This is a genomic window from Pseudomonas sp. JAI115, from assembly GCF_014200835.1.
Classification (GTDB): Bacteria; Pseudomonadota; Gammaproteobacteria; order Pseudomonadales; family Pseudomonadaceae; genus Aquipseudomonas; species Aquipseudomonas putida_A.
This window is the reverse complement of the sequence record NZ_JACHCY010000003.1, coordinates 36,824-61,250: the sequence shown is the minus strand read 5'-3', so window position 1 is coordinate 61,250 and position 24,427 is coordinate 36,824. Positions and strand designations below refer to the sequence as shown.

At 61.3% G+C, this 24,427-nt stretch carries 14 protein-coding genes; 6 read left to right on the top strand and 8 right to left on the bottom strand.

Annotated features, from left to right (window positions below):
- Nucleotides 1-116: 116 nt before the first annotated feature.
- The 4 genes from ligA to HDC30_RS08435 form a co-directional block, all read right to left on the bottom strand.
- Nucleotides 117-2,474, bottom strand: a complete 2,358-nt coding sequence (gene ligA, locus HDC30_RS08450; protein WP_183782236.1) for an NAD-dependent DNA ligase LigA — start codon at nt 2,472-2,474, stop codon at nt 117-119.
- A gap of 147 nt (nt 2,475-2,621) precedes the next feature.
- On the bottom strand, nt 2,622-3,485 hold the full coding sequence (gene zipA, locus HDC30_RS08445; RefSeq protein ID WP_027613270.1) for a cell division protein ZipA: 864 nt from the start codon (nt 3,483-3,485) through the stop codon (nt 2,622-2,624).
- A 259-nt stretch (nt 3,486-3,744) separates the two neighbouring features.
- Nucleotides 3,745-7,233 (bottom strand): chromosome segregation protein SMC, encoded by a 3,489-nt coding sequence (gene smc / locus HDC30_RS08440; RefSeq protein ID WP_115990321.1) that lies wholly within the window; start codon nt 7,231-7,233, stop codon nt 3,745-3,747.
- Nucleotides 7,234-7,235: 2 nt separating this feature from the next.
- Nucleotides 7,236-7,895 (bottom strand): GntR family transcriptional regulator, encoded by a 660-nt coding sequence (locus HDC30_RS08435; RefSeq protein ID WP_007961062.1) that lies wholly within the window; start codon nt 7,893-7,895, stop codon nt 7,236-7,238.
- 267 nt (nt 7,896-8,162) lie between these two features.
- Here HDC30_RS08435 and xdhA point away from each other — a divergent pair, with 267 nt between their 5' ends.
- The 4 genes from xdhA to guaD all read left to right on the top strand — a co-directional run bounded on the left by xdhA (nt 8,163) and on the right by guaD (nt 14,303).
- On the top strand, nt 8,163-9,617 hold the full coding sequence (gene xdhA / locus HDC30_RS08430; protein WP_183782232.1) for a xanthine dehydrogenase small subunit: 1,455 nt from the start codon (nt 8,163-8,165) through the stop codon (nt 9,615-9,617).
- Nucleotides 9,610-12,009 carry a xanthine dehydrogenase molybdopterin binding subunit gene (xdhB, locus tag HDC30_RS08425; protein WP_097087625.1) on the top strand — a complete coding sequence of 800 codons (2,400 nt, stop codon included), beginning with the start codon at nt 9,610-9,612 and terminating at the stop codon, nt 12,007-12,009. Before xdhA ends, xdhB begins: the two co-directional genes overlap by 8 nt.
- A gap of 118 nt (nt 12,010-12,127) precedes the next feature.
- Nucleotides 12,128-12,985, top strand: a complete 858-nt coding sequence (xdhC, locus tag HDC30_RS08420; protein WP_183782229.1) for a xanthine dehydrogenase accessory protein XdhC — start codon at nt 12,128-12,130, stop codon at nt 12,983-12,985.
- 13 nt (nt 12,986-12,998) lie between these two features.
- Nucleotides 12,999-14,303 (top strand): guanine deaminase, encoded by a 1,305-nt coding sequence (guaD, locus tag HDC30_RS08415; protein WP_183782226.1) that lies wholly within the window; start codon nt 12,999-13,001, stop codon nt 14,301-14,303.
- A gap of 147 nt (nt 14,304-14,450) precedes the next feature.
- Here guaD and HDC30_RS08410 read toward each other — a convergent pair whose 3' ends face one another.
- The gene (locus HDC30_RS08410) at nt 14,451-15,215 is read right to left on the bottom strand and encodes a GntR family transcriptional regulator (protein ID WP_007961054.1); all 765 of its coding nucleotides are present in this window, start codon (nt 15,213-15,215) and stop codon (nt 14,451-14,453) included.
- A gap of 410 nt (nt 15,216-15,625) precedes the next feature.
- Between HDC30_RS08410 and HDC30_RS08405 the strand changes: the two genes are divergently transcribed.
- Nucleotides 15,626-16,816 (top strand): benzoate/H(+) symporter BenE family transporter, encoded by a 1,191-nt coding sequence (locus HDC30_RS08405; RefSeq protein WP_183782223.1) that lies wholly within the window; start codon nt 15,626-15,628, stop codon nt 16,814-16,816.
- Nucleotides 16,817-16,937: 121 nt separating this feature from the next.
- On the opposite strand, the gene HDC30_RS08400 is transcribed toward HDC30_RS08405, so the two are convergent.
- Complete coding sequence (locus HDC30_RS08400) at nt 16,938-17,282, bottom strand: YggL family protein (protein ID WP_003223308.1); 345 nt, start codon at nt 17,280-17,282, stop codon at nt 16,938-16,940.
- A 235-nt stretch (nt 17,283-17,517) separates the two neighbouring features.
- Between HDC30_RS08400 and dacB the strand changes: the two genes are divergently transcribed.
- On the top strand, nt 17,518-18,978 hold the full coding sequence (dacB, locus tag HDC30_RS08395; RefSeq protein ID WP_183782220.1) for a D-alanyl-D-alanine carboxypeptidase/D-alanyl-D-alanine-endopeptidase: 1,461 nt from the start codon (nt 17,518-17,520) through the stop codon (nt 18,976-18,978).
- 125 nt (nt 18,979-19,103) lie between these two features.
- Here the strand turns inward: dacB and HDC30_RS08390 are convergent, their stop codons facing one another.
- Both HDC30_RS08390 and rlmKL read right to left on the bottom strand, forming a co-directional pair.
- On the bottom strand, nt 19,104-21,491 hold the full coding sequence (locus tag HDC30_RS08390; protein WP_183782218.1) for a diguanylate cyclase: 2,388 nt from the start codon (nt 21,489-21,491) through the stop codon (nt 19,104-19,106).
- 148 nt (nt 21,492-21,639) lie between these two features.
- On the bottom strand, nt 21,640-23,910 hold the full coding sequence (gene rlmKL / locus HDC30_RS08385; RefSeq protein ID WP_027613280.1) for a bifunctional 23S rRNA (guanine(2069)-N(7))-methyltransferase RlmK/23S rRNA (guanine(2445)-N(2))-methyltransferase RlmL: 2,271 nt from the start codon (nt 23,908-23,910) through the stop codon (nt 21,640-21,642).
- Nucleotides 23,911-24,427: the final 517 nt, after the last annotated feature.

Sequence of the window (24,427 nt, the reverse complement as noted above, 5' to 3'; positions counted from 1 at the left end):
AAAACCATGCGCCTCATTTATCCTGAAATACCGAGGATGGTGGTTTTACGACGACTTCGTCGCCGAGCGGGAGCAAGCTCCCTCGCCACAAAAGCAGACTGCCGAACTAAACGGTATCAGGCCGAGATACCGTGGGTTTTGAGGAAAGCGATAAACGCCTCTTCATCCATCACCTTCACCCCCAGCTCATTGGCCTTGGTCAGTTTCGATCCGGCCCCCGGCCCTGCGACCACACAATGCGTTTTCGCCGAGACCGAGCCAGCAACCTTGGCGCCGAGGCTTTCCAGGTGTTCTTTGGCCACATCGCGGCTCATCAACTCGACCTTGCCGGTAAGCACCCAGGTTTCGCCGGACAGCGGCAGGCCCTCAACGACTTTCTTCTCGCTCAGCCAGTGCATGCCGAAATCCCGCAGCTGTTTCTCGGCGGCCTCGGCGATCTGCCGATGCTCGGGCACAGCAAAAAACTCGCGCACCGAATTGGCCTGCTTCTCCGGCAGCGCCTGACGCATGTCCAGCCAGTCGGCATTCATCACCGCCTCCAGCGAACCGAACCTGTCCGCCAGTTTCTGCGCGCCGCCCGGGCCGACAAAGGGAATGTGCAGCTTGTCGAGCAGACCACCGAGGGTGGTGCTGGCGGCAAATTCGGCGCCGAGTTCACCCTGATCCTGAATCTGCAGGCCATGCCCCAACAACTCGGTGATCACCTGCTGGTTGTGTGCATCCTCGAAGAAGCTGTGAATCTCGTGGGCCACTTCCAGGCCGATGTCCGGCAGGTAGGTCAGCACTTGCGGCAACGCCTGCTGCACGCGCTCCAGCGAACCGAGCGAGCGCGCCAACACCTTGGCCGTCTCCTCGCCGACATCGGGAATGCCCAGCGCATAAATGAACCGCGCCAGTCCCGGTTGCTTGCTGTCTTCAATCGCCGCCAGCAGCTTGTTGCTGGAGACCTCGGCAAAGCCCTCCAGATCGACAATGTCGTCGAACTTCAGCGCGTACAGATCGGCCGGCGAGCTGACCAGACCTTCATCGACCAGTTGCTCGACGCTCTTGTCGCCAAGGCCCTCGATGTCCATCGCCCGGCGCGAGACGAAATGAATGATCGCCTGCTTCAGTTGCGCACCGCAGGCCAGACGGCCGACGCAGCGGTACACCGCACCTTCACTGATGGTTTCCTTGCCTTTGCTGCGCTTGACCAGTTGCGTGCGCTCGACATGGGAGCCGCAGACCGGACAATTCTCTGGAATCGCTACAGGACGAGCACTCTCGGGACGGCGCTCAGTGACCACTTGCACCACCTGCGGGATCACGTCACCGGCGCGACGGATGATCACCGTGTCGCCGATCATCAGGCCCAGGCGCGCCACTTCATCCATGTTGTGCAGGGTCGCGTTGGCGACGGTGACGCCGGCGACCTTGACCGGTTTCAGTCGTGCCACCGGAGTGACGGCGCCGGTACGGCCAACCTGGAATTCCACGTCGAGCAGTTCGGTGAGTTCTTCCATGGCGGGGAATTTGTGCGCGATCGCCCAGCGCGGTTCGCGGGCACGGAAGCCCAGCTCACGCTGATCGGCGATGCTGTTGACCTTGAACACCACGCCGTCGATTTCGTAGGCCAGCGCGTGACGTCGCTCACCGATGTCGCGGTAGTAATCCAGGCACTCGCCGATGCCTTTGGCCAGTTTCAGCTCGTGGCTGATCGGCATGCCCCACTTCTGCAATTGCTTGAGGTTGCCGATGTGGGTGTCGGAGATATCGTGGGAGACCTGACCGATACCGTAGCAGCAGAATTCCAGCGGGCGGTTGGCGGTGATCTTCGAATCCAGCTGACGCAGGCTGCCGGCAGCGGCGTTGCGCGGGTTGGCGAAGGTCTTGCCGCCGACTTCCAGTTGCGAGGCGTTGAGGCGCTCGAAACCGGCCTTGGACATGAACACTTCCCCGCGCACTTCGAGGGTCGCCGGCCAGCCTGAGCCGTGCAGCTTCAACGGGATGTTGCGCACGGTGCGCACGTTGACGCTGATGTCTTCACCGGTGGTGCCGTCGCCACGGGTGGCGCCGCGCACCAGCACGCCGTCCTGATACAGCAGGCTGACCGCCAGGCCATCGAGTTTCGGCTCGCAGCTGTATTCCACCGCCGCACCGCCACCGAACAGATCGCCGGCCGGCAGATCCAGACCCTCGGTCACCCGACGGTCGAACTCGCGCATGTCGTTTTCTTCGAAGGCGTTGCCGAGGCTGAGCATCGGTACTTCGTGACGCACCTGGGTGAACGCGGTCAGCGCCACACTGCCGACACGCTGGGTAGGCGAGTCACTGGTGATCAATTCCGGATTGGCCGCTTCCAGCGCCTTGAGCTCGTGGAACAACCGGTCGTACTCGGCGTCCGGAATGCTCGGCTCGTCGAGAACGTGATAACGGTAGTTGTGCTGATCGAGTTCAGCGCGCAGCTCTAGAATGCGGTTTTTGGCGGCGGTCATGGGTGTTCTCTCATAAAGCAAAAGAGCAGCCGAGGCTGCTCCAGTTTCATCATTCAAAGATCGCAGCCTCGTTGCACTCGACAGCTCCTACAGGGATCGCGTTCCTCTGTAGGAGCTGCCGAAGGCTGCGATCTTTTGATCTTGGCCTTAGCGCTTCTGGGTCAGGGCGCGGCGTTCGAATTCGACGATGCGCTGACGGTAGTGCTCGATAGTCTGTGCGGTCAACACACTGCGCTGGTCGTCTTTCAGCTCGCCGTTCAGTTCCTGCGACAGCTTGCGTGCTGCCGCCACCATCACGTCGAAGGCCTGCTTCGGATGACGCGGGCCTGGCAGGCCGAGGAAGAAGCTCACCGCCGGGGTGCTGAAATGGTCGATGTCGTCCAGATCGAAAATGCCCGGCTTGACCGCGTTGGCCATGGAGAACAGCACTTCACCGTTGCCGGCCATGCTTTCGTGACGGTGGAAAATATCCATCTCGCCAAAACGCAGACCGCTTTCCAGAATGTTCTGCAGCAGGGCCGGGCCTTTGAAGCCGGCGGCGTCGCGGCAGATCACGCTGATCACCAGGACTTCTTCGGCTTGCGGCTGATCCTTGTCGGCCACGGCTGGCGCAGGCTTGCTGTCGTCGACGAAGTCATCATCACGGCTGCTGAAGCTCGGGCCGCCGTCCAGATCCAGATCGAGGTTCAGGTCGCCCTGGGCCGGACCATTGCTGCCGCGCTTGCCACGTTTCGAACCGGATTCGCGAGGCTCGCGTGCTTCGCGGGCCGGCATGCTCACCGACGGCAGATCGTGTTCGTCCAGTTGCGGCTCTTTATGCGTATCTAGCACGCGGGCCGGGCCCAACAGCTCAGCACTGGTGTCCTCGTCCGGCAGGTTGGACAGACTTCGGTCAAGACGGAATTTCAGTTTTCCCTTGCCGCCGCGCATACGGCGCCAGCCATCGAAAAGAATACCGGCTATCACAATGATGCCGATGACGATCAGCCACTCGCGCAGACCGATTTCCATGTAATCCCGTGCCTCTATAAAAAATGCTGAAAAATAAGGGGTTTACATTGTGCAAACCGCTTTAAAACGTGGCGCCAACTCTATGTTCTGACAGGCGTTTTGCCCACGTATACGAAAAATTGACATTAAACTAGCACGACCAAAGACAACTTTACACCGTCTGTCACATTGGCTTGCGCGAATATGTCGATTGGCCAGCAAGTCGAAGTCGGTAAAAAAGTCCTACAGACTACTCATACCCTTCCGACACCACGCTGACTCAGGCGTCCACCATCGCCATCGCCTCCTCGACATCCACTGCAACCAGTCGCGAACAACCCGGCTCGTGCATCGTCACGCCCATCAGTTGATCGGCCATTTCCATGGCGATCTTGTTGTGGGTGATATAGATGAACTGCACGGTCTGCGACATTTCTTTAACCAATCGTGCGTAGCGTCCAACGTTAGCGTCATCCAGTGGCGCGTCAACTTCATCGAGCATGCAGAACGGCGCCGGATTCAATTTGAAGATCGCAAAAACCAGTGCCAGCGCAGTCAGGGCTTTTTCCCCGCCGGAGAGCAAATGGATGGTGCTGTTCTTCTTTCCTGGCGGCCGCGCCATGATCGTCACCCCTGTATCGAGTAGATCTTCGCCCGTCAGTTCCAAATACGCGCTGCCGCCACCGAAAACTTTCGGGAAAAGTGCCTGTAAACCGCCATTGATCTGATCAAAGGTATCCTTGAAGCGATTACGGGTTTCCTTGTCGATCTTGCGAATGACGTTTTCCAGGGTCTCCAATGCTTCGACCAGATCGGCGTCCTGCGCATCCAGATAACGTTTACGCTCGGATTGTTGCGTGTATTCGTCGATGGCCGCGAGGTTGATCGCACCCAGGCGCTGAATCCGCGCATTGATCCGTTCGAGTTCTTCTTCGGCGGCGCGTTCACTGGCCTCGGGGGTCAAGGTCGCGAGCACGCCATTGAGATCGTAGCCGTCTTCGAGCAATTGATCCTGCAACGCCTTGCGCCGCACGGTCAGCGCTTGCCATTCCATGCGCTGCTGTTCGAGCTGGCCACGGATCAGTTGCGATTGCTGCTCGGCCTGGGTCCGGCGCTTTTCCGCCTCGCGCAGTTCGCGGTCGGCGTCTTCCAGCGCAATCTGCGCAGTCTTCAGTTCTTCGTCGACGGTCATGCGTTTGTCGAGCAGCTCTTCGAGTTTCAGGCGCAGCTCTTCCAGCGGTGCCTCGCCCTCCTCCAGATTCAGACTCAACTGCTCACGCTTTTCGGTCAGGCGCTCGGCCTGCATCTCCAGACGTTCCAATGCCTGGCGCGTAGAATCGTGCTGCGCGCGCAACGAACCGAGACGCACCGCCAGTTGATGGGCGTGATCCTTGTGCTGACGGGCTTCCTGGCGCACGCGATCAAGGCGTTCGCGCAGGCTGTCACGCTGAGCCAGCAGCAATTCGCGCTGCTCGGTATCCAGCGCCATGGCGTCGAGCGCTTCCTGCAATTGCATGCGCGCTTCGCCGATCTGTTCGTGTTCCAGTTCGCGCTGCTCGCCGAGTTCGATCAGCTCCTCATCGAGGCGGGTGCGGCGCAGCGTCAGCTGTTCAGCCTTGGCTTTACCGGCGGACAACTGGGCTTTCAATTCACCTTGGGAACGCGCTTCGTCCTGCAGCAAACGACGCAAATGCTCACGGCCGTTTTCCTGCTGCCGCTGTTGCGCCCGCAGGGTTTGCAGACGGGTTTCCATGGCTTCGACCGTGGCTTCGCGCTCTTCGCGTTCGACCTGCAGCGTCTCGATTTCCTGGCCCCGGGCGAGCATGCCGCTCTCGGCTTCACTGGCGCGACGCACCCGCAGGAAGTGTCGGCCAACCCAGTAACCGTCGCGACTGATCAGGCTCTGCCCGGCACTCAACTGGCCGCGCAGGGCCAACGCCTGCTCAAGGCTGTCGACCGGTTTGACCTGGCCGAGCCACGGCGACAGATCGATCTGCGCCTCGACCTTGTCCAGCAAACTGCCCGCCACTCGCACGCCATCGCTGGCGGGGCTGAGCAGGCGCAGATCGCCTTGGGTGAAACCGGACAGATCGAAACCGTTGAAGTCGTCCACCAGCACCGCTTGCAGATCGGCGCCGAGCACGGTTTCCACCGCCAGTTCCCAACCGGCCTCGACCTTCAGCCCTTCGGCGAGACGCGGCCGTTCGGCGAGGTTGTGTTCCTTCAGCCATTCGGCGGTGCCGGTGCCCGGGTCGAGCGCGGCTTGCTGCAAGGCTTCCAGCGAGGCCAGTCGCCCGTTGAGGCGCTGCAAATCGCCCTGCGCCTGCTGCTGCGCGGTCAGTGCCTGCTGCAATTCCTGACGCAGTTGTTCAAGTTTTTCGACCTGCGCTTCTTCGCTGGTCTGCAAATCTTCGAGGGTCGCTTCGGATTCGGCGAGTTGCTCGTTGAGCGCCATGATCGCCGCGTCTTCCGGGTCGGCGGAAAGCAGATCGCGCTCCTCGGCCAGACGCTTCTGCCGATCAGCCAGACGCTCCATGCTGGTTTCCAGCTGCTGGATCCGCGACTGCTGCACTTCGGCCTGGCGCCGTGGTTCGGCAGCGGTCAGGTTGAAAGTGTCCCACTGCTCCTGCCAGCCGTGCATGACGCTTTCGGAATCTTCCAGCGCAGCGGCGGCTTCTTCGGCAGCGGCGCTGGTGACTTCCTGCTCGGGGGTGAGCATGTCCAGCTCTTCGCCAAGGGTCAGCAGCAGCGTGCGGTCGTGGCCCAAGTGCGATTCGGTTTCCAGACGCGCGCGCTCGGCTTCTTTCAGGTCGTCCTGCAACTGGCGCAAGCGCTGCTGGCCGTGCTGGATGCTCTGCTCGACCCGGGCGATGTCGCCGCCGACCGAATAGAAGCGTCCCTGCACCAGATTGAAGCGCTCGGACAGTTCATGGTGCCCGTCGCGCAGCCGCTCGATAGCCGCATCGGCATTGCGCTGCTCGGCGACCAGCGCTTCGAAACTGACTTCCTGGTTGCCGATGATCGATTCGCGTTGGCCGACTTGATCGTTCAGATCCTGCCAGCGCAGGGCCGACAGTTGCGCCTTGAGCTGACGCTCTTCGGATTTGTATTCCTGATACTTCTTCGCGGACTCGGCCTGACGGTGCAAACGTTCGAGCTGACGCTCAAGCTCTTCGCGCAGGTCGGTCAGACGCGCCAGGTTTTCGTGGGTGCGGCGGATGCGGTTTTCGGTCTCGCGCCGACGCTCCTTGTACTTGGAGATCCCCGCCGCCTCTTCGATGAAGTTGCGCAGGTCTTCCGGTTTGGCTTCGATCAGCTTGGAGATCATCCCCTGCTCGATGATCGAGTAGCTGCGCGGGCCGAGGCCGGTGCCGAGGAAGATGTCGGTAATGTCGCGACGACGGCACTTGGCGCCGTTGAGGAAATAGCTGTTCTGGCTGTCGCGGGTGACTTTGCGGCGAATGGAGATCTCGGCGTAAGCCGCGTACTCGCCGACCAGGGTGCCGTCGGAGTTGTCGAACACCAGTTCGATGCTCGCCTGGCTCACCGGTTTGCGGCTGGTCGAGCCGTTGAAGATGACGTCGGTCATCGACTCGCCGCGCAGGTTCTTCGCCGAACTTTCGCCCATCACCCAGCGTACGGCGTCGATGATGTTCGACTTGCCGCAACCGTTCGGCCCGACGACCGCCGCCATGTTACTGGGGAAGTTCACCGTGGTCGGGTCGACGAAGGACTTGAACCCCGCCAGTTTGATGCACTTCAGCCGCACGCTCAGGCAACCGTCAGGGCGGAGACCACCAGATCGCAGCTGCGCTGGGCGTAAGCCGTCAGCACGATGCGGATCTGCGGCAAATCACGGGCGAGCACAGCGGCCAGCAGGCGTTCGAACAGTTCGAGGAACTCGCTCATTTCGGCCTTGCGCTGTTCGAGGGCGAGGAAATACGCACGGCTCATGGCCGGCTGCAGGTTCTCGACGGTCTCTTGCAGGTACGGGTTGTTGGCAAACGGGTACGCAGCGCGCATCACGGCGAAGCTGTCGTCGACGAAGGTGCGGATGTCCTGACGCTCGTAGCTGGCGGTCAGGCGCTGCTGGATCTGCACGAACGGCGCCATGTCGGCCTGGGTCTGCCAGCCATTGGCGACCGCATTGCCGAGCAGGATGTACAGCTCGCTCATCAGCGTGCACAGGCTCTGCACCTTGTGTGCGGTGAGTTCGGTGACATGGGCGCCACGCCGCGGCAGGATCGCGATCAGGTGGCGGCGTTCGAGGATCAGCAGGGCTTCGCGGACCGATCCGCGGCTGACATTGAGGGCCAGCGTGACCTTCTGTTCCTGAATGCGCTCTCCCGGCTTCATTTCGCCGCGAATGATGCGTTCGGCGAGGTGGTGAGCGATTTGCTCGGCGAGGCTGTCCGGCGCCTTGAACGTCATGGTTGTCCTTCAAACTCTTCGATCTGCACAAGCGGCGCAGTGTAGCGCAAATGCAGGTGCATGGCGGAGTGCCCGCACGGCGCTTTTTGGCACGATTCAAGCAAAAAGGCAGTGGATCCGCTCAGGGTCAATACTCAATAGAGCACGCGTTAATCGACAAAACCGTTTTTCCTGACTTTTAAGTCAGAAAACCATTGACCGAAAAGTCAGACCTGCTAAATTCGGCTCAAGTCGGTTAACAACAATAATGAGTCTGCGAGGCCTTCTGTGATCCAGTTTTTACTTAACCAGGAACTCCGTAGCGAGCACGCCCTGGACCCGAATCTGACCGTGCTCAATTACCTGCGCGAACACGTGGGCAAATCCGGCACCAAAGAAGGCTGCGCCAGCGGCGACTGTGGCGCCTGCACCGTGGTGGTCGGCGAGTTGCAAACGGATGACGCCGGCCGCGAACACATTCGCTATCGCAGCCTCAACTCGTGCCTGACCTTTGTGTCGTCGCTGCATGGCAAACAACTGATCAGCGTCGAAGACCTCAAGCACCAGGGCGAACTGCACAGCGTGCAGAAAGCCATGGTCGAGTGCCACGGCTCGCAATGCGGCTTCTGCACCCCCGGCTTCGTCATGTCGTTGTTCGCCCTGCAAAAGAACAGCGATGCACCGGATCAGGCCAAGGCGCACGAAGCGCTGGCCGGCAACCTCTGCCGCTGCACCGGCTACCGGCCGATCCTCGCCGCCGCCGAGCAATCCTGCTGTGGCAAGCAACCGGACCAGTTCGATGCCCGCGAAGCCGAGACCATCGCCCGCCTCAAAGCCATTGCCCCGACTGATATCGGTGAACTCAACAGTGGCGACAAGCGCTGCCTGGTGCCGCTGACCGTCGCCGATCTGGCCGACCTCTACGATGCTTACCCACAAGCCCGGCTGCTGGCCGGCGGCACCGATCTGGCGCTGGAAGTCACCCAGTTCCACCGCACCCTGCCGGTGATGATCTACGTCGGCAACGTCGCCGAAATGAAGCGCATCGAAACCTTCGATGACCGCATCGAAATCGGCGCCGCCACCGCCCTCTCCGACTGCTACGAAGCGCTGACTGCCGAGTACCCGGACTTCGGCGAACTGCTGCACCGCTTCGCCTCGCTGCAGATCCGCAACCAGGGCACCCTCGGCGGCAACATCGGCAACGCCTCGCCGATCGGTGACTCGCCACCGCTGCTGATCGCCCTCGGCGCGCAAGTGGTGCTGTGCAAAGGCGAAACCCGGCGCACGCTGAACCTGGAAGATTACTTCATCGACTACAAGGTCACCGCCCGTCAGGAAAGCGAGTTCATCGAGAAAATCGTCGTCCCGCGCGCCACCGCCGAACAGCGTTTCCGCGCCTACAAGGTCTCCAAGCGTCTGGACGATGACATCTCCGCCGTCTGCGCCGCATTCAATCTGCGCGTGGAAAACGGCGTGATCACCGACGCGCGCATGGCGTTCGGCGGCATGGCCGCGATTCCGAAACGCGCCGCCCATTGCGAAGCCGTGCTGCTCGGCCAGCCGTTCAACAACGCTGTGATCGAACGCGCCTGCGCTGCGCTGGCCGAAGACTTCACGCCGCTCTCGGACTTCCGCGCCAGCAAGGAATATCGCCTGCTCAGCGCGCAGAACCTGCTGCGCAAATACTTCATCGAACTGCAAACACCGCACATCGAGACTCGGGTGACCGCTTATGTCTAACCATCACGCCGTAGAGAAGACTCAAGCCGAACTGGCGGAACTGTTCGCCAGGGACCTGACCACCGGTGTCGGCCGCAGCGTCAAGCACGACAGCGCCGCCAAGCATGTGTCCGGTGAAGCGCAGTACATCGATGATCGTCTGGAATTTCCCAATCAACTGCACGTGTACGCACGGCTGTCGGACCGCGCCCACGCGAAAATCATCAGCATCGACACCAAGCCCTGCTACGCCTTCGAAGGCGTGCGCATTGCGATCACCCACGAAGACGTGCCGGGCCTCAAAGACATCGGCCCGTTGCTGCCGGGCGATCCGCTGCTGGCCATCGATGACGTGCAGTTCGTCGGGCAACCGGTGCTGGCCGTGGCCGCGAAAGACCTGGAAACCGCACGCAAAGCGGCGATGGCGGCGATCATCGAATACGAAGATCTCGAGCCGGTGCTGGACGTGGTCGAAGCCTTGCGCAAACGCCACTTCGTGCTCGACAGCCACACCCATCAGCGCGGCGATTCGGCCTCGGCATTGGCCACCGCCGAACACCGCATTCAAGGCACGCTGCACATCGGCGGCCAGGAACACTTTTATCTGGAAACCCAGATCTCCTCGGTCATGCCCACCGAAGACGGCGGCATGATCGTCTACTGCTCGACGCAGAACCCCACCGAAGTGCAGAAACTGGTGGCCGAAGTGCTCGACGTGTCGATGAACAAGATCGTCGTCGACATGCGCCGCATGGGCGGTGGTTTCGGCGGCAAGGAAACCCAGGCCGCCAGCCCGGCGTGCCTGTGCGCGGTGATCGCGCACCTCACCGGGCAGCCGACCAAGATGCGCCTGCCACGGGTCGAAGACATGCTGATGACCGGCAAGCGCCACCCATTCTATGTCGAGTACGACGTTGGCTTCGACAGCACCGGGCGCCTGCACGGGATCAACATGGACCTGGCCGGCAACTGCGGCTGTTCGCCGGACCTGTCGGCGTCGATCGTTGACCGGGCGATGTTCCACTCGGACAACTCGTACTACCTTGGGGACGCGACCATCAATGGTCACCGCTGCAAGACCAACACCGCGTCGAACACTGCCTACCGTGGTTTCGGCGGCCCGCAAGGGATGGTCGCCATCGAAGAAGTGATGGACGCGATTGCCCGTCACCTCAACCTCGATCCGCTGGCGGTGCGCAAGGCCAACTACTACGGCAAGACCGAGCGCAACGTCACCCACTACTACCAGACCGTCGAGCACAACATGCTCGAGGAAATGACCGCCGAACTGGAAGAAAGCAGCCAGTACGCCGAGCGCCGCGAAGCGATCCGTCGCTACAACGCCAACAGCCCGATCCTGAAAAAAGGCCTGGCGCTGACCCCGGTGAAATTCGGCATCTCCTTCACCGCCAGCTTCTTGAACCAGGCCGGCGCGCTGATCCACGTCTACACCGACGGCAGCATCCACCTGAACCACGGCGGCACGGAAATGGGCCAGGGCCTCAACACCAAGGTCGCGCAGGTGGTGGCCGAAGTGTTCCAGGTGGAAATGGATCGGGTGCAGATCACCGCGACCAACACCGACAAAGTGCCGAACACCTCGCCGACTGCGGCTTCCAGCGGCGCTGACCTCAACGGCAAGGCCGCGCAGAACGCTGCCGAGATCATCAAGCAGCGTCTGGTGGAATTCGCCGCGCGGCACTACAAGGTCAGCGAAGAAGACGTGGAATTCCACAACGGCCATGTGCGCGTGCGTGACCACATCATGACCTTCGAGGCGCTGATTCAATTGGCGTATTTCAATCAGGTCTCGCTGTCGAGCACCGGCTTCTACAAGACCCCGAAAATCTACTACGACCGCAGCCAGGCCCGTGGTCGGCCGTTCTACTACTTCGCCTTCGGTGCGGCGTGCTGCGAAGTGATCGTCGACACCCTGACCGGCGAGTACAAGATGCTCCGTACCGACATCCTCCACGACGTCGGCGCCTCGCTGAACCCGGCGATCGACATCGGTCAGGTCGAGGGCGGTTTCGTCCAGGGCATGGGCTGGCTGACCATGGAAGAGCTGGTCTGGAACAACAAGGGCAAGCTGATGACCAACGGCCCGGCCAGCTACAAGATCCCGGCCGTGGCGGACATGCCGCTGGACCTGCGGGTGAAACTGGTGGAGAACCGCAAGAACCCGGAAGACACGGTGTTCCATTCCAAGGCTGTGGGTGAGCCGCCGTTCATGCTCGGGATTGCCGCGTGGTGCGCGATCAAGGACGCGGTGGCGAGCCTCGGTGATTACAAGCATCAACCGCAGATCGATGCGCCGGCGACCCCGGAGCGGGTGTTGTGGGGCTGTGAGCAGATGCGCCAGCTCAAGACTGTGAAAGCGGTCGAAGCTGAAACCGAGTTGGCTCCGCTCTAGGACCGAGGTGCGACCTTCGCGAGCAGGCTCGCTCCCACAGGGAGAATGCATTCCAAATGTGGGAGCGGGCTTGCTCGCGAAGAGGCCCGAACAGACAACGACAGATGTCGAGGTGAACATGTACAACTGGATCGACGCCCTCGCCGACCTGCAGAACCAGGGCGAACCCTGTGTTCTGGTGACGATCATCGAAGAACTCGGCTCGACTCCGCGCAATGCCGGCTCGAAAATGGTCGTCAGCGCGAAACAGACCTTCGACACCATCGGTGGCGGGCATCTGGAATACAAAGCCATGCAGATCGCCCGCGAAATGCTTGCCAGCGGCAAGCAGGACACCCATCTGGAGCGCTTCAGCCTCGGCGCCAGCCTCGGCCAGTGCTGCGGTGGCGCCACGGTGTTGCTGTTCGAACCGATGGGCCAGGTGCAGGCGCAGATCGCCGTGTTCGGCGCCGGGCATGTCGGTCGCGCGTTGGTGCCGCTGCTCGCCAGCCTGCCCTGCCGGGTGCGCTGGATCGATTCGCGAGACGAGGAATTCCCCGACCAGATTCCCCACGGCGTGCGTAAAATCGTCGCCGAAGAGCCTGTGGATGAAATCGACGACCTGCCCGCCGGCAGCTACTGCATCGTCATGACCCATAACCATCAGCTCGACCTGGAACTCACTGCCGCGATCCTCAAGCGCAACGACTTCGCCTACTTCGGCCTGATCGGTTCGAAGACCAAACGGGCCAAGTTCAAACATCGCCTGCGTGATCGCGGTTTCGACAGCGGCGTCGTGCAACGCATGCGCTGCCCGATGGGCATCGGCGAAGTCAAAGGCAAACTGCCTGTGGAAATCGCCATCTCCATCGCCGGCGAAATCATCGCCACCTATAACGCCAATTTCGGCCAGCACAGCGCCAGCGCCGAACCGATTGCCAGACTGCTGCCGGTTTCCCGGCGCAGTCAGGCCGCCAAACTCAAAGCCTCAAACTGATTAGAGAACCCTCATGCCTCTGACTCGCAAAGCCTACCGCGCCGCCATCCTGCACAGCATCGCCGACCCCGCCGAAGTCGGGATCGAAGCCTCTTACGAGTATTTCGAAGATGGCCTGCTGGTGGTCGATGACGGAAAGATCAGCGCCCTCGGCCACGCCAGCGAACTGCTGCCGACCCTGCCGGCGGACATCGAGATCACCCACTACCAGGACGCGCTGATCACCCCGGGCTTCATCGACACCCACATCCACCTGCCGCAAACCGGCATGGTCGGGGCCTACGGCGAGCAACTGCTGGACTGGCTCAACACCTACACCTTCCCGTGCGAAAGCCAGTTCGGTGACAAGGCCCACGCTGATGAAGTGGCGGACATTTTCATCAAGGAACTGCTGCGCAACGGCACCACCACCGCGCTGGTGTTCGGCAGCGTGCACCCGCAATCGGTGAACTCGTTCTTCGAGGCCGCCGAGAAGCTCGACCTGCGAATGATCGCCGGCAAGGTGATGATGGACCGCAACGCGCCGGACTACCTGACTGACACCGCGGAATCGAGCTATGTCGAGAGCAAGGCGCTGATCGAGCGCTGGCACGGCAAGGGCCGCCTGCATTACGCGGTCACCCCGCGCTTCGCCCCGACCAGCACCCCGGAGCAACTGACCCTCGCCGGCCAACTGCTGACCGAATACCCGGATCTGTACATGCAGACCCACATCAGCGAAAACCTCAAGGAAATCGAGTGGGTCAAGGAACTGTTCCCTGAGCGCAAAGGCTATCTGGACGTTTACGATCACTACCAGTTGCTCGGCGAGCGCTCGGTGTTCGCCCACGGCGTGCACCTGTGTGACGACGAATGCGCGCGACTGGCAGAAACCGGTTCGGCGATCTCGTTCTGCCCGACCTCGAACTTCTTTCTCGGCAGCGGTCTGTTCAACCTGCCGATGGCCGAGAAGCACAAGCTCAACGTCGGTCTCGGCACTGACGTCGGTGGCGGCACCAGTTTCTCGCTGCTGCAAACCCTGAACGAAGCCTACAAAGTGATGCAGTTGCAGGGCGCGCGGCTGAGTCCGTTCAAGTCGCTGTACCTGGCGACCCTCGGCGGTGCGCGGGCGCTGCGTCTGGAAGACAGGATCGGCAACCTGCAACCGGGTTCCGATGCGGACTTCCTGGTGCTGGATTACAACGCTACACCGTTGCTCAGCTACCGCCTGAAACAGGCCAACAACATTGCCGAAACGTTGTTTGTGCTGATGACGCTGGGCGATGACCGCACGGTGCAGCAGACGTATGCGGCGGGGGCTTTGGTGCATCAGCGCTGAGTTTTCTCAAGGCATAAAAAATCCCCCGGTGGTGTTCACCCCGGGGGATTTTTTGTTGCCTGTCAGGAAGATCAAAAGATCGCAGCCTGCGGCAGCTCCTACATTGGATCGCACTCCCCTGTAGGAGCTGCCGAAGGCTGCGATCTTTTAAAGCTTGGCCGCAGGGCGCCCAGGCTTCTTGGTCTGCAACAAATGCGAGAACACCGCATGCAGATCATCCGACGCACTTTCCTCATCGAGGTTGAGCTTGCTGTCGATGTGATCCATGTGATGCATCATCAGGTCCACCGCCAGTTCACCGTTGCGCGCTTCGATGGCGTCGATCAACTGGGTGTGCTCGTCATACGAGCAATGCGAGCGGTTGCCGCTTTCGTACTGGGCGATGATCAGCGAAGTCTGCGACACCAGGCTGCGCTGGAAGCTGATCAGTGGTGCATTCTTCGCCGCTTCCGCCAGTTTCAGGTGAAATTCGCCCGACAGACGGATACCGGCACCGCGATCGCCACGGGAGAAGCTGTCGCGCTCGTCGTTGACCATCTGCCGCAGTTCGGCAATCTGCTCGGCGGTGGCGTGCTGCACAGCCAATTCAGTGATCGCGCGCTCCACCAGACGCCGGGCCATGAACACCTGACGCGCTTCTTCAACGCTCGGGCTGGCGACCACGGCGCCACGATTCGGCCGCAACAGCACCACGCCTTCATGGGCCAGACGCGACAGCGCACGGCGAATGATGGTGCGGCTGACCCCGAAGATTTCCCCCAGCGCTTCTTCGCTCAACTTGGTGCCGGGCGCCAGACGCTGTTCGAGGATCGCCTCGAAGATATGCGCGTAGACAATATCGTCCTGGGTTCCGCTGCGGCCGGCTTTGCCTGCTCGCGGTTGTTTCTTGAGGGGTTGCAACTGTTCGTTCATGGGCACTCGAGTCGGGAGAACTGCGGCGAATAGACCGTGACTGTAATACGGCACAGTAGGTCGCTGGCAAGTATCGCGTAAAAAACAGCGCGATTGTACACAATGGATGGTGGCAACACGACTGTATGGCTGTTTGTGACCACGGCTGTATTGCAACGATCCGTTACGATTGAGTTTAGGCTTAAACACCAAAACCGCCGCCGTACCCAACATTGTGGCGAGGGAGCTTGCTCCCGCTCGGCTGCGCAGCAGTCGTAAACCCAGGCGACGCAAGTGGATTGAAATACCGCGTCGCCCATATTGGGACAGCTTCGCTGCCCAGCGGGAGCAAGCTCCCTCGCCACAAAAAACCGGGCACGCACACAGACCTGCTGGATTCACTGCTTTCCATAAGAAGGAACACCGCCGTCATGAACGACGCCACCTACACCCGCCTGCGCCCTCTCGCCGACACTTCGCCTTCGGCGATCGTCGCCGGTTTCATTGCGATGATGACCGGCTACACCAGTTCGCTGGTGCTGATGTTCCAGGCCGGGCAAGCGGCGGGTTTGAGCAGCGGGCAGATTTCCTCGTGGATCTGGGCGATCTCGATCGGCATGGCGGTGTGCTCGATCGGCCTGTCGCTGCGCTATCGCACGCCAATCACCATCGCCTGGTCGACGCCCGGCGCGGCGTTGTTGATCACCAGTCTCGGTGGCGTCAGCTACGGCGAGGCCATCGGCGCCTACATCACCTGCGCGGTGCTGGTGACGATTTGCGGACTGACCGGCAGCTTCGAACGCCTGGTGAAAAAGATCCCGGCGTCGCTGGCGGCAGCGTTGCTGGCGGGGATTCTGTTCAAGATCGGCAGCGAAATCTTCGTCGCCGCGCAACACCGCACCGGGCTGGTGCTGGGCATGTTTTTCACCTATCTGCTGGTCAAGCGCCTGTCGCCGCGTTATGCGGTACTTGCCGCGTTGCTGATCGGCACCGCGCTGTCGGGCTTCATGGGCCTGCTGGACTTCAGCGGTTTCCATCTGGAACTGGCGACGCCAGTCTGGACCACGCCGCACTTCTCCCTCGCGGCGACCATCAGCATCGGCATTCCGCTGTTCGTGGTGGCGATGACCTCGCAAAACATGCCTGGCGTCGCCGTGCTGCGTGCCGACGGCTACAGCGTACCGGCCTCGCCGCTGATCACCACCACCGGCATCGCCTCGCTGCTGCTGGCGCCATTCGGCTCCCACGGCATCAACCTCGCGGCCATCAGCGCAGCCATCTGCACCGGACCGCACGCCCATGAAGATCGCAACAAGCGCTACACCGCTGCGGTCTGGTGCGGGATTTTCTACGGGATTGCCGGGGTGTTCGGCGCCACACTGGCGGCGTTGTTTGCCGCGCTGCCAAAGGAATTGGTGCTGTCGATTGCCGCGCTGGCACTGTTCGGCTCGATCATCAATGGCTTGAGCATTGCCATGACCGAAGTGAAGGAACGCGAGGCGGCGTTGATTACCTTTATGGTCACGGCGTCGGGGTTGACGCTGTTTTCCATCGGCTCGGCGTTCTGGGGGATTGTCGCAGGGGTTTTGACGTTATTGATTTTGAATTGGCGTAAAGCCTAGAAGCAAAAGATCGCAGCCTGCGGCAGCTCCTACAGAGATCAGTGTAGGAGCTGCCGCAGGCTGCGATCTTTTGATCTTCCCAAAAAAAACGGCGACCCTCAGGTCGCCGTTTTTTTCAGTATCACTTGGCCGCGTTGATCGGCTTTTCCGGATACCAGACGTCCAGCAGCGGGCTGACGGTCATGCCGGTCAGTTCGCTACGGTTTTTCAGCCAGGCTTCAACGGCAGCGCGCTGCTCTTCGTTGACCGAGCCACGCTTCTGCAGGCAAACCAGACCGAAGTCATCGCCGCCAACATAACCCAGACCGTTGGCTTCCATGGCTTCTTTGATGAATGCTTCGAGGAAAGCGTCAATGGCTTCTTCGGACAAGTCTTCTTTGAAGTCCAGGTTCAGTTCGAAACCCAGCTCTTGGAATTCATCAACGCACAGTTTTTTGCGCAGACGCTGGGAACGGTTAGTCGCCATTGGAACAATCCTCTTAAGTAATAACGGCCGGCACTTTACCAGTTTAAGCGGTCAATTGCCCGACTCTCTGGGTACGGTGGCCGACCGCCTGTAAAAAAAATAACGAAATGGCCGCCCCGGGCAAGGCACAAGCTGTTACACCTTGGGGCATAATGCCGACACTTTCATGACCACTGAGGGCTTTTTCATCCATGTCCTCGTTATTTTCCCCCTCTTGTGCAGGGTTTTATTTCAGATGATCAAATCGTTGCGTCCACTATTTCTCGCCGGCCTTCTTCTGCCTCTGGCCCTGCCGGTTTCTGCGGCCACTATCAATACCGCCCTCACCCCTAACGTCGAAAAAGCCCTCAAGGCCAGCAAGCTGCAGCCGACTGCGCTGTCGCTGGTGATGATTCCGCTCGACGGCCCGGGTAACCCGACCGTGTACAACGCCGACGTCTCGGTCAACCCGGCCTCGACCATGAAACTGGTCACCACCTACGCCTCGCTGGAAATGCTCGGCCCTAACCATCAATGGAAAACCGAGTTCTACACCGACGGCGACCTGAGTGGCGGCATCCTCAACGGCAACCTGTACCTCAAGGGCGGCGGCGATCCGAAGCTGAACATGGAGAAACTCTGGCTGCTGATGCGCGACCTGCGCGCCAACGGCGTGACCCAGGTCACCGGCGACCTGATCCTCGACCGCGGCTTCTTCATCCAGCCGCAACTGCCCGAGTTCAACGACGACGGCAACGACGAGAACAAGCCGTTCCTGGTCAAACCCGACTCGCTGCTGGTCAACCTCAAGGCCCTGCGCTTCGTCGCGCGCAATGACGGGGGCCGAGTACTGATCTCGGTGGAGCCGCCGATTGCCAGCGTGCGTATCGAAAACACGGTCAAGGCGCTCAACTCCAAGCAGTGCACCGGTGGCGTGCGCTACAACCCGGTAACCCAGGCTGACGGCAGCGTGACCGTGACCGTCGCCGGCCAGTTGGGCGATGGCTGCAGCTCGCAGACTTACCTGTCGCTGCTCGACCACGCGACTTACACCGCTGGCGCCGTGCGTGCGATCTGGAAAGAACTGGGCGGCAGCATCCAGGGCAAGGATCGCCTCGCCGCGACCCCGAGCAGCGCCAAGCTGCTGGCCCGCGCCTACTCGCCGGATCTGGCGGAAATCATCCGCGACATCAACAAATACAGTAACAACACCATGGCGCAGCAGCTGTTCCTGAGCCTTGGCCAGAAATATCGCAACGAAGCCGACGGTGACGACGCCAAGGCCGCACAACGCGTAGTCCGCCAGTGGCTGGCGAAGAAAGGCATCACCGCGCCGCACCTGGTGATGGAGAACGGCTCCGGGCTGTCGCGCGCCGAACGCGTCAGCGCCCGCGAGATGGCCAACATGCTGCAAGCCGCCTGGCACAGCCCGTACGCCGCCGAGTACATCAGCTCGCTGCCGATTGCCGGCACCGACGGCACCATGCGCAAACGCCTGAAGACCACCGCGATGCGCGGCGAAGCCCACGTCAAGACCGGCACCCTGAACACCGTGCGCGCGATCGCCGGCTTCAGCCGCGACGTCAACGGCAACACCTGGGCGGTGGTGGCGATCCTCAACGACAAGGCGCCGTTCGGCGCGTCGTCGGTGCTGGATCAGGTGCTGCTGGACCTGTACAAGCAGCCGCGCCTGCCGCAGACGGCTTCGGCCCTGTAAAAACACAGCCGCTCTCATGTGGGAGCGGGCTTGCTCGCGAAGGCGTCAGATCAGTCAGTATTTTTGCTGGATGACACACCGCTTTCGCGAGCAAGCCCGCTCCCACAGGTAGATCGTGCCAAGGCTCAGCTCATCTGCTCGACCCGATCGCGCCCGCCCTGCTTCGCCGCATACACCCCCGAATCTGCCCGCAGCAACAGCGCATCCGCGCCCTCCCCCGGGCGCCAACTGGCGATGCCGAAACTGGCCGTCACCACCCCAACCACATCCACCGGCGCACTGCGCAGGCCTTGCCACAACTCCACCGCCAGCATGTACGCATGCTCGCCGTCGATGTCCGGGCACAGCACCATGAACTCTTCGCCGCCGAGACGACAGAACACATCGGTACGCCGCAAACGATGGCCGATGCGCTCGCACACCGCTTGCAGCACCCGGTCGCCCACGGCATGGCCGTACTGGTCGTTGATGCGTTTGAAGTGGTCGATGTCGAGCATGATCACCGACAGCTCACCGCCGCCGCGCTCGACCCGGGCCATTTCGGTAGTCAGGCGTTCCTGGAAGTAGCGGCGGTTGTGGATACCGGTCAGCGAGTCGGTGACCGATAGCGCCCGCAATTCCTCCTCCACCCGTTTCAAATCGGAAATGTCCGAGATGTAGCCGTGCCACAGCACGCCGCCGCCCGGCAGCTCTTCCGGCGTCGCCTCGCCGCGCACCCAGCGCAGGCCGCGCTCGGGCAACTGCACACGGTATTCCTCGCGCCATGGGCTGAGGCTGTCTGCCGAAGCACGGATCGAGCTGCGCACTCGCGAGACGTCTTGTGGATGGATGCGGGTGAAAATCGCCTCGGCATTGAGCAGCAGCACGTCCGGCTCCAGCTCGTAGATCTCGCGGATGCCATCGCTGGCGTAGATCACGCTGAAGCGCCCGTCGAACTCCATCTTGAATTGGTAGATGCCGCCGGGCACGTGGGCGCTGAGCTTTTTCAGCAATACATCCCGCGCCGCCAGCGCCTCGTGCACGCGCTTGCGCTCGGTGATGTCGATGCAGATCGCCAGATGCCCGACCCACAAACCCTGCTCATCGAGCACCGGGGTGGCGAGCATGTTCACCGGCAGATAACTGCCGTCGCTGCGCACCAGCGTCCATTCACGCGCCTCATGACCGCCGACCTCGCCGCCCTCGACCAACATCGCGTGGCAGGTCGGAATGCTCTTGCCGTAACGCGCGCTCAACTCCGCCGAACGCGCGACCAGTTCTCGCGGCAGATGCAGGTTTTCCAGGGTCATGTGCCCGACGACGTCGGCGCTGCTGTAGCCGAGCATCTGTTCGGCGCCAGGGTTGAAGGTGTTGATCACCCCGCGCAGGTCGGTGGCGATGATTGCCACCTGGGTCGCGGCATTCAGTACCCCGCGCAACTGACCGTGGGTGCCGCGCAATTCCTGCTCGCGGGCGTGCAGTTCCTGGGTGCGCAGTTCGACCATGCGCAATGCGCGCTGGCGTTGACTGACCAGCACGTAAAGCAGTGCGCTGAGCAACAGACTCAGCAGCGCCCCCAGCACCACCAGGCTGCTGATCGACGAATGGTTGGCCTGCAGAAACGCTTCGCTGGGCTGCATATCCACTTGATAGTCATGGTCGGCCATGCGCAACAGACGTGTGGCGGACAGATCACTGGCCCCAGCCTGGTTGGCGGACTCGTAGAGCACTTCATGCTGTTCATCGGTGGACAGGTCGAGAATGCGTACATTGAGGAAATCCTGGTGCTCCTCCGGCAGTCCGTCGGCCAGCAACTGCTGCATGCTGATCACCGCCATCACATAGCCTTGCGGCGGCCCTTTCGGCGCCCCTTCACGAGTGACCGGCGCCAGCAGCAAGACGCCCCGGGCATACGCCGGATCAATCCCCACTAGATGCAATGGTTGCGACACCACCATGTGCCCGGTGCGGTCGGCGCGTTCCAGCGTCGCCCGGCGCAGCGGCTGCGCCAGCAAGTCGTAACCCAGCGGTGTGGGCAAGCGGCTGAGGCTCTGGGTGTAGATCACCGGTACGTATTCGGGGCGATCAGCGGCGGTCTGCAACTGATCGTCAGCGTTCAGTTCACGAAAGGTAAAAGTGCTGAAGCCTTCGTTACGCACGGCCTGTTCGACCGCCGGGCGTTCGGCACGGCTGACTCGCGGCGCATAGGAATAGGCCTGGGTGCGTAATAGAAGCGGTTTGGCATAGCCGTCGAATTCATTACGTGAGACCGAATCGGAGTTGGCGAAGAAACGGCGCAGGCCGTCGAGACGCTGTTCCTGATCCTGGAAACGCTCTTCGATACGGCTGTAACGCTCATTGGCCAGCAACTGGAAGCGTTGGCGCAGTTGATGGTGAAACTGATTGAGGGTGGCCCAGGCGAGCAGCCCCGTGAGAATCCCGCCGGCGAGCAATACCAGCAGCGCGACCAGCCAGGCCGAGACGTCTTCGCTGATAAAACCCAGAATCTTTGGGCGCACGGGGTGCAACGACATAGGGGCAACTCACGACGCCATTGTTTCGGGGGGAAAACCCCATTGGCCATGAGTTGAGTTATAGCTATTAGCCATTAATTTGGCTAGCGCTGATCGGATCCAAGAGCCTTTAAAAATCAAGGCTCTGTGGATCCAACCCGCCCAAGCGTCAACGAGCCGTGATTTTCCAGGCGCGGTGGATCTTGGTGTTACGCGCAAAATCCGGATCGATGGTCTGCGCGCTGATTTCCTCGACCGCGTAACGTTCGGCCAGGTTCTCCTCCAGCTGGAACTTGCGGAAGTTGTTGGAGAAATACAGCACGCCACCCGGCGCCAGACGTGCCATGGCCAAGTCGATCAACTGCACCTGATCACGCTGCACGTCGAAGATGCCTTCCATGCGCTTGGAGTTGGAGAAGGTCGGCGGGTCGATGAAGATCAGGTCGTACTCGTCGCGGCTGCTTTCCAGCCACGCCATCACGTCGCCCTGCTCCAGACGGTTCTTGTCGGAGAAGCCGTTCAGCGACAGGTTGCGCCGCGCCCAGTCGAGGTAAGTCTTCGACAGGTCGACGCTGGTGGTGCTGCGCGCACCGCCCTTGGCCGCATGCACACTGGCGGTCGCGGTGTAGCAGAACAGATTGAGGAAGCGCTTGCCGGCGGCCTCTTTCTGAATGCGCATGCGCATTGGCCGGTGATCGAGGAACAGCCCGGTGTCGAGATAGTCAGTGAGGTTCACCAGCAGCTTGACGCCGCCTTCGCTGACCTCATTGAACTTGCCCTGCGCCGCCTGACGCTCGTATTGCTTGGTGCCGCTCTGCCGCTCGCGGCGTTTGACCACCACGCGGCTCTTGTCGACGTTCAGCGCCTGCGGGATCGCCGCCAGGGCATCGAACATGCGCGCCGAGGCCTTTTCCGGATCGATCGACTTCGGCGCGGCGTATTCCTGCACGTGCACCCAGTCGTGGTACAGGTCGATGGCCATTGCGTATTCCGGCATGTCGGCATCGTAGACGCGGTAGCAGTCGATGCCTTCGCGCTTGACCCACTTGCTCATCGCCTTGAGGTTTTTCTGCAGGCGGTTGGCAAACATCTGCCCGCCTTCGCTCAGGCGCGGCTGCTCGATCACCGGCGCCGGGGCTGGCGTTGGCTTGATCGGGTTGCCGTTCTTGTTGAACTTGCGCTCTTGCGGCTCGTTCGGGGTCTGATCGTAGGCTGCTTGCTCGCGCTCGGCCTGACGCTGTTCCGGAGTCCGCCGCTCGCCGGTGACGAACTGGTCCGGCAGCACCTTGATCAACAACAGCTTGCACGGCAGCGCGCCGTTCCAGAACGAATACTGTTTGTGGCTGCGAATGCCCATGCGCTTGCCCAGATCCGGGGCGCCGGTGAATACCGCCGCTTCCCAGTTCAAGCAGGCCTGTCGCAGGCGCTCGCCGAGGTTCTGGTAGAGATAGAGCAGGCTGGCTTCGTCACCCAGACGCTCGCCGTACGGCGGGTTGCAGATCACCAGACCTTTCTGGTTCTGATCCGGACGCGGCTCGAAGGTCGCGACTTCGCCCTGATAGATCTTGATCCACTCGCTCAGACCGGCGCGCTCGACGTTATTGCGGCCCGGCTGAATCAGCCGCGGGTCGGCTTCGTAACCGCGAATCCACAGCGGCGGCTTGGCCAGACCGGCAGCGGCGCGTTCGACCGCTTCTTCATGGAGTTTTTTCCACAGCGCCGGAACGTGGCCGAGCCATGCGGTAAAGCCCCACTGCTCGCGGCGCAGGTTCGGCGCCATGTCGGCGGCGATCATCCCGGCTTCGACGAGGAACGTACCGACACCGCACATCGGGTCAGCCAGCGCGCCGCCTTCGGCCGCAATGCGCGGCCAGCCGGAACGGATCAGGATCGCTGCCGCGAGGTTTTCCTTCAGCGGCGCCGCGCCCTGCTGCAGGCGGTAACCGCGCTGATGCAGGCTGTGGCCGGAAAGGTCGAGGGACAGGATCGCTTCGCCGCGATCCAGGCGCAGGTGAATACGCAGATCCGGGTTGAGCTTGTCGATCGACGGACGGTCGCCTTGCGGGGTACGCAGTTTGTCGACGATGGCGTCTTTGACTTTCAGCGCACCGAAGTGGGTGTTGTCGATGCCCGAGCCGTGGCCGCTGAATTCAACGGCCAGGGTGCCGTCGGCGAGCATGTGATCCTGCCACTCGACGTCAAGCACGCCGTGGTACAAGTCTTCAGCATCTTTCATCGGGAAGCGCTTGAGCACCAGCAACACCCGGTTGGCCAGACGCGACCACAGGCACAGGCGATAAGCGGTTTCCATGGTCGCCATGCCACGCACGGCGGAGGTGTGCTCGCGGGCGTCTTCAAGGCCAAGCCCGACGGCTTCCTCGATGAGCAGGCCTTCAAGGCCTTTGGGGCAAGTGAGGAAGAGTTCGAAACGGTCGGACATGGTATTTCCAGAGCCTTTGGCTAGTGAACCGGCAACGCATTGCCGATCCGGTTTTCAATCAGGCGCTTTTCTAAAAGAGCGCCCGCGTGGCACGAAGGTGTGCCGTTCCATCCCCGCTGCTCGGGTTAAAAGAGCTTAGATGCAAGGACAGGTATTAAAGTTGATGAAACAAAATGACTCAAAGCAACCCTTCGTCGAATATTACCCCAGCGTAAACGTGGGTCATTCTCACTAAAGGATTAACCCCATCATCCAGTGCGGGGCCGATCATACCGGGGTTTGCTGAAAAAACGTTCATGAAACCCGTCGTTACTTATGGCTGTAGCACTATTTTCGTTACGTCCTTATGACAAAACGATCATTCCCTCGGTGTGACTCATTGGTTAGAACTGACCACAGGTTGACGTCGCAACGGCGTCAACACCTTGGCTCGCCACGCCGGCAGCGAGCCGCCCAACGGCAGAGTTTTTTCTGCCAGACCTCGGTTGAGGTCAACGCGACGAAAACAGTCAACAAG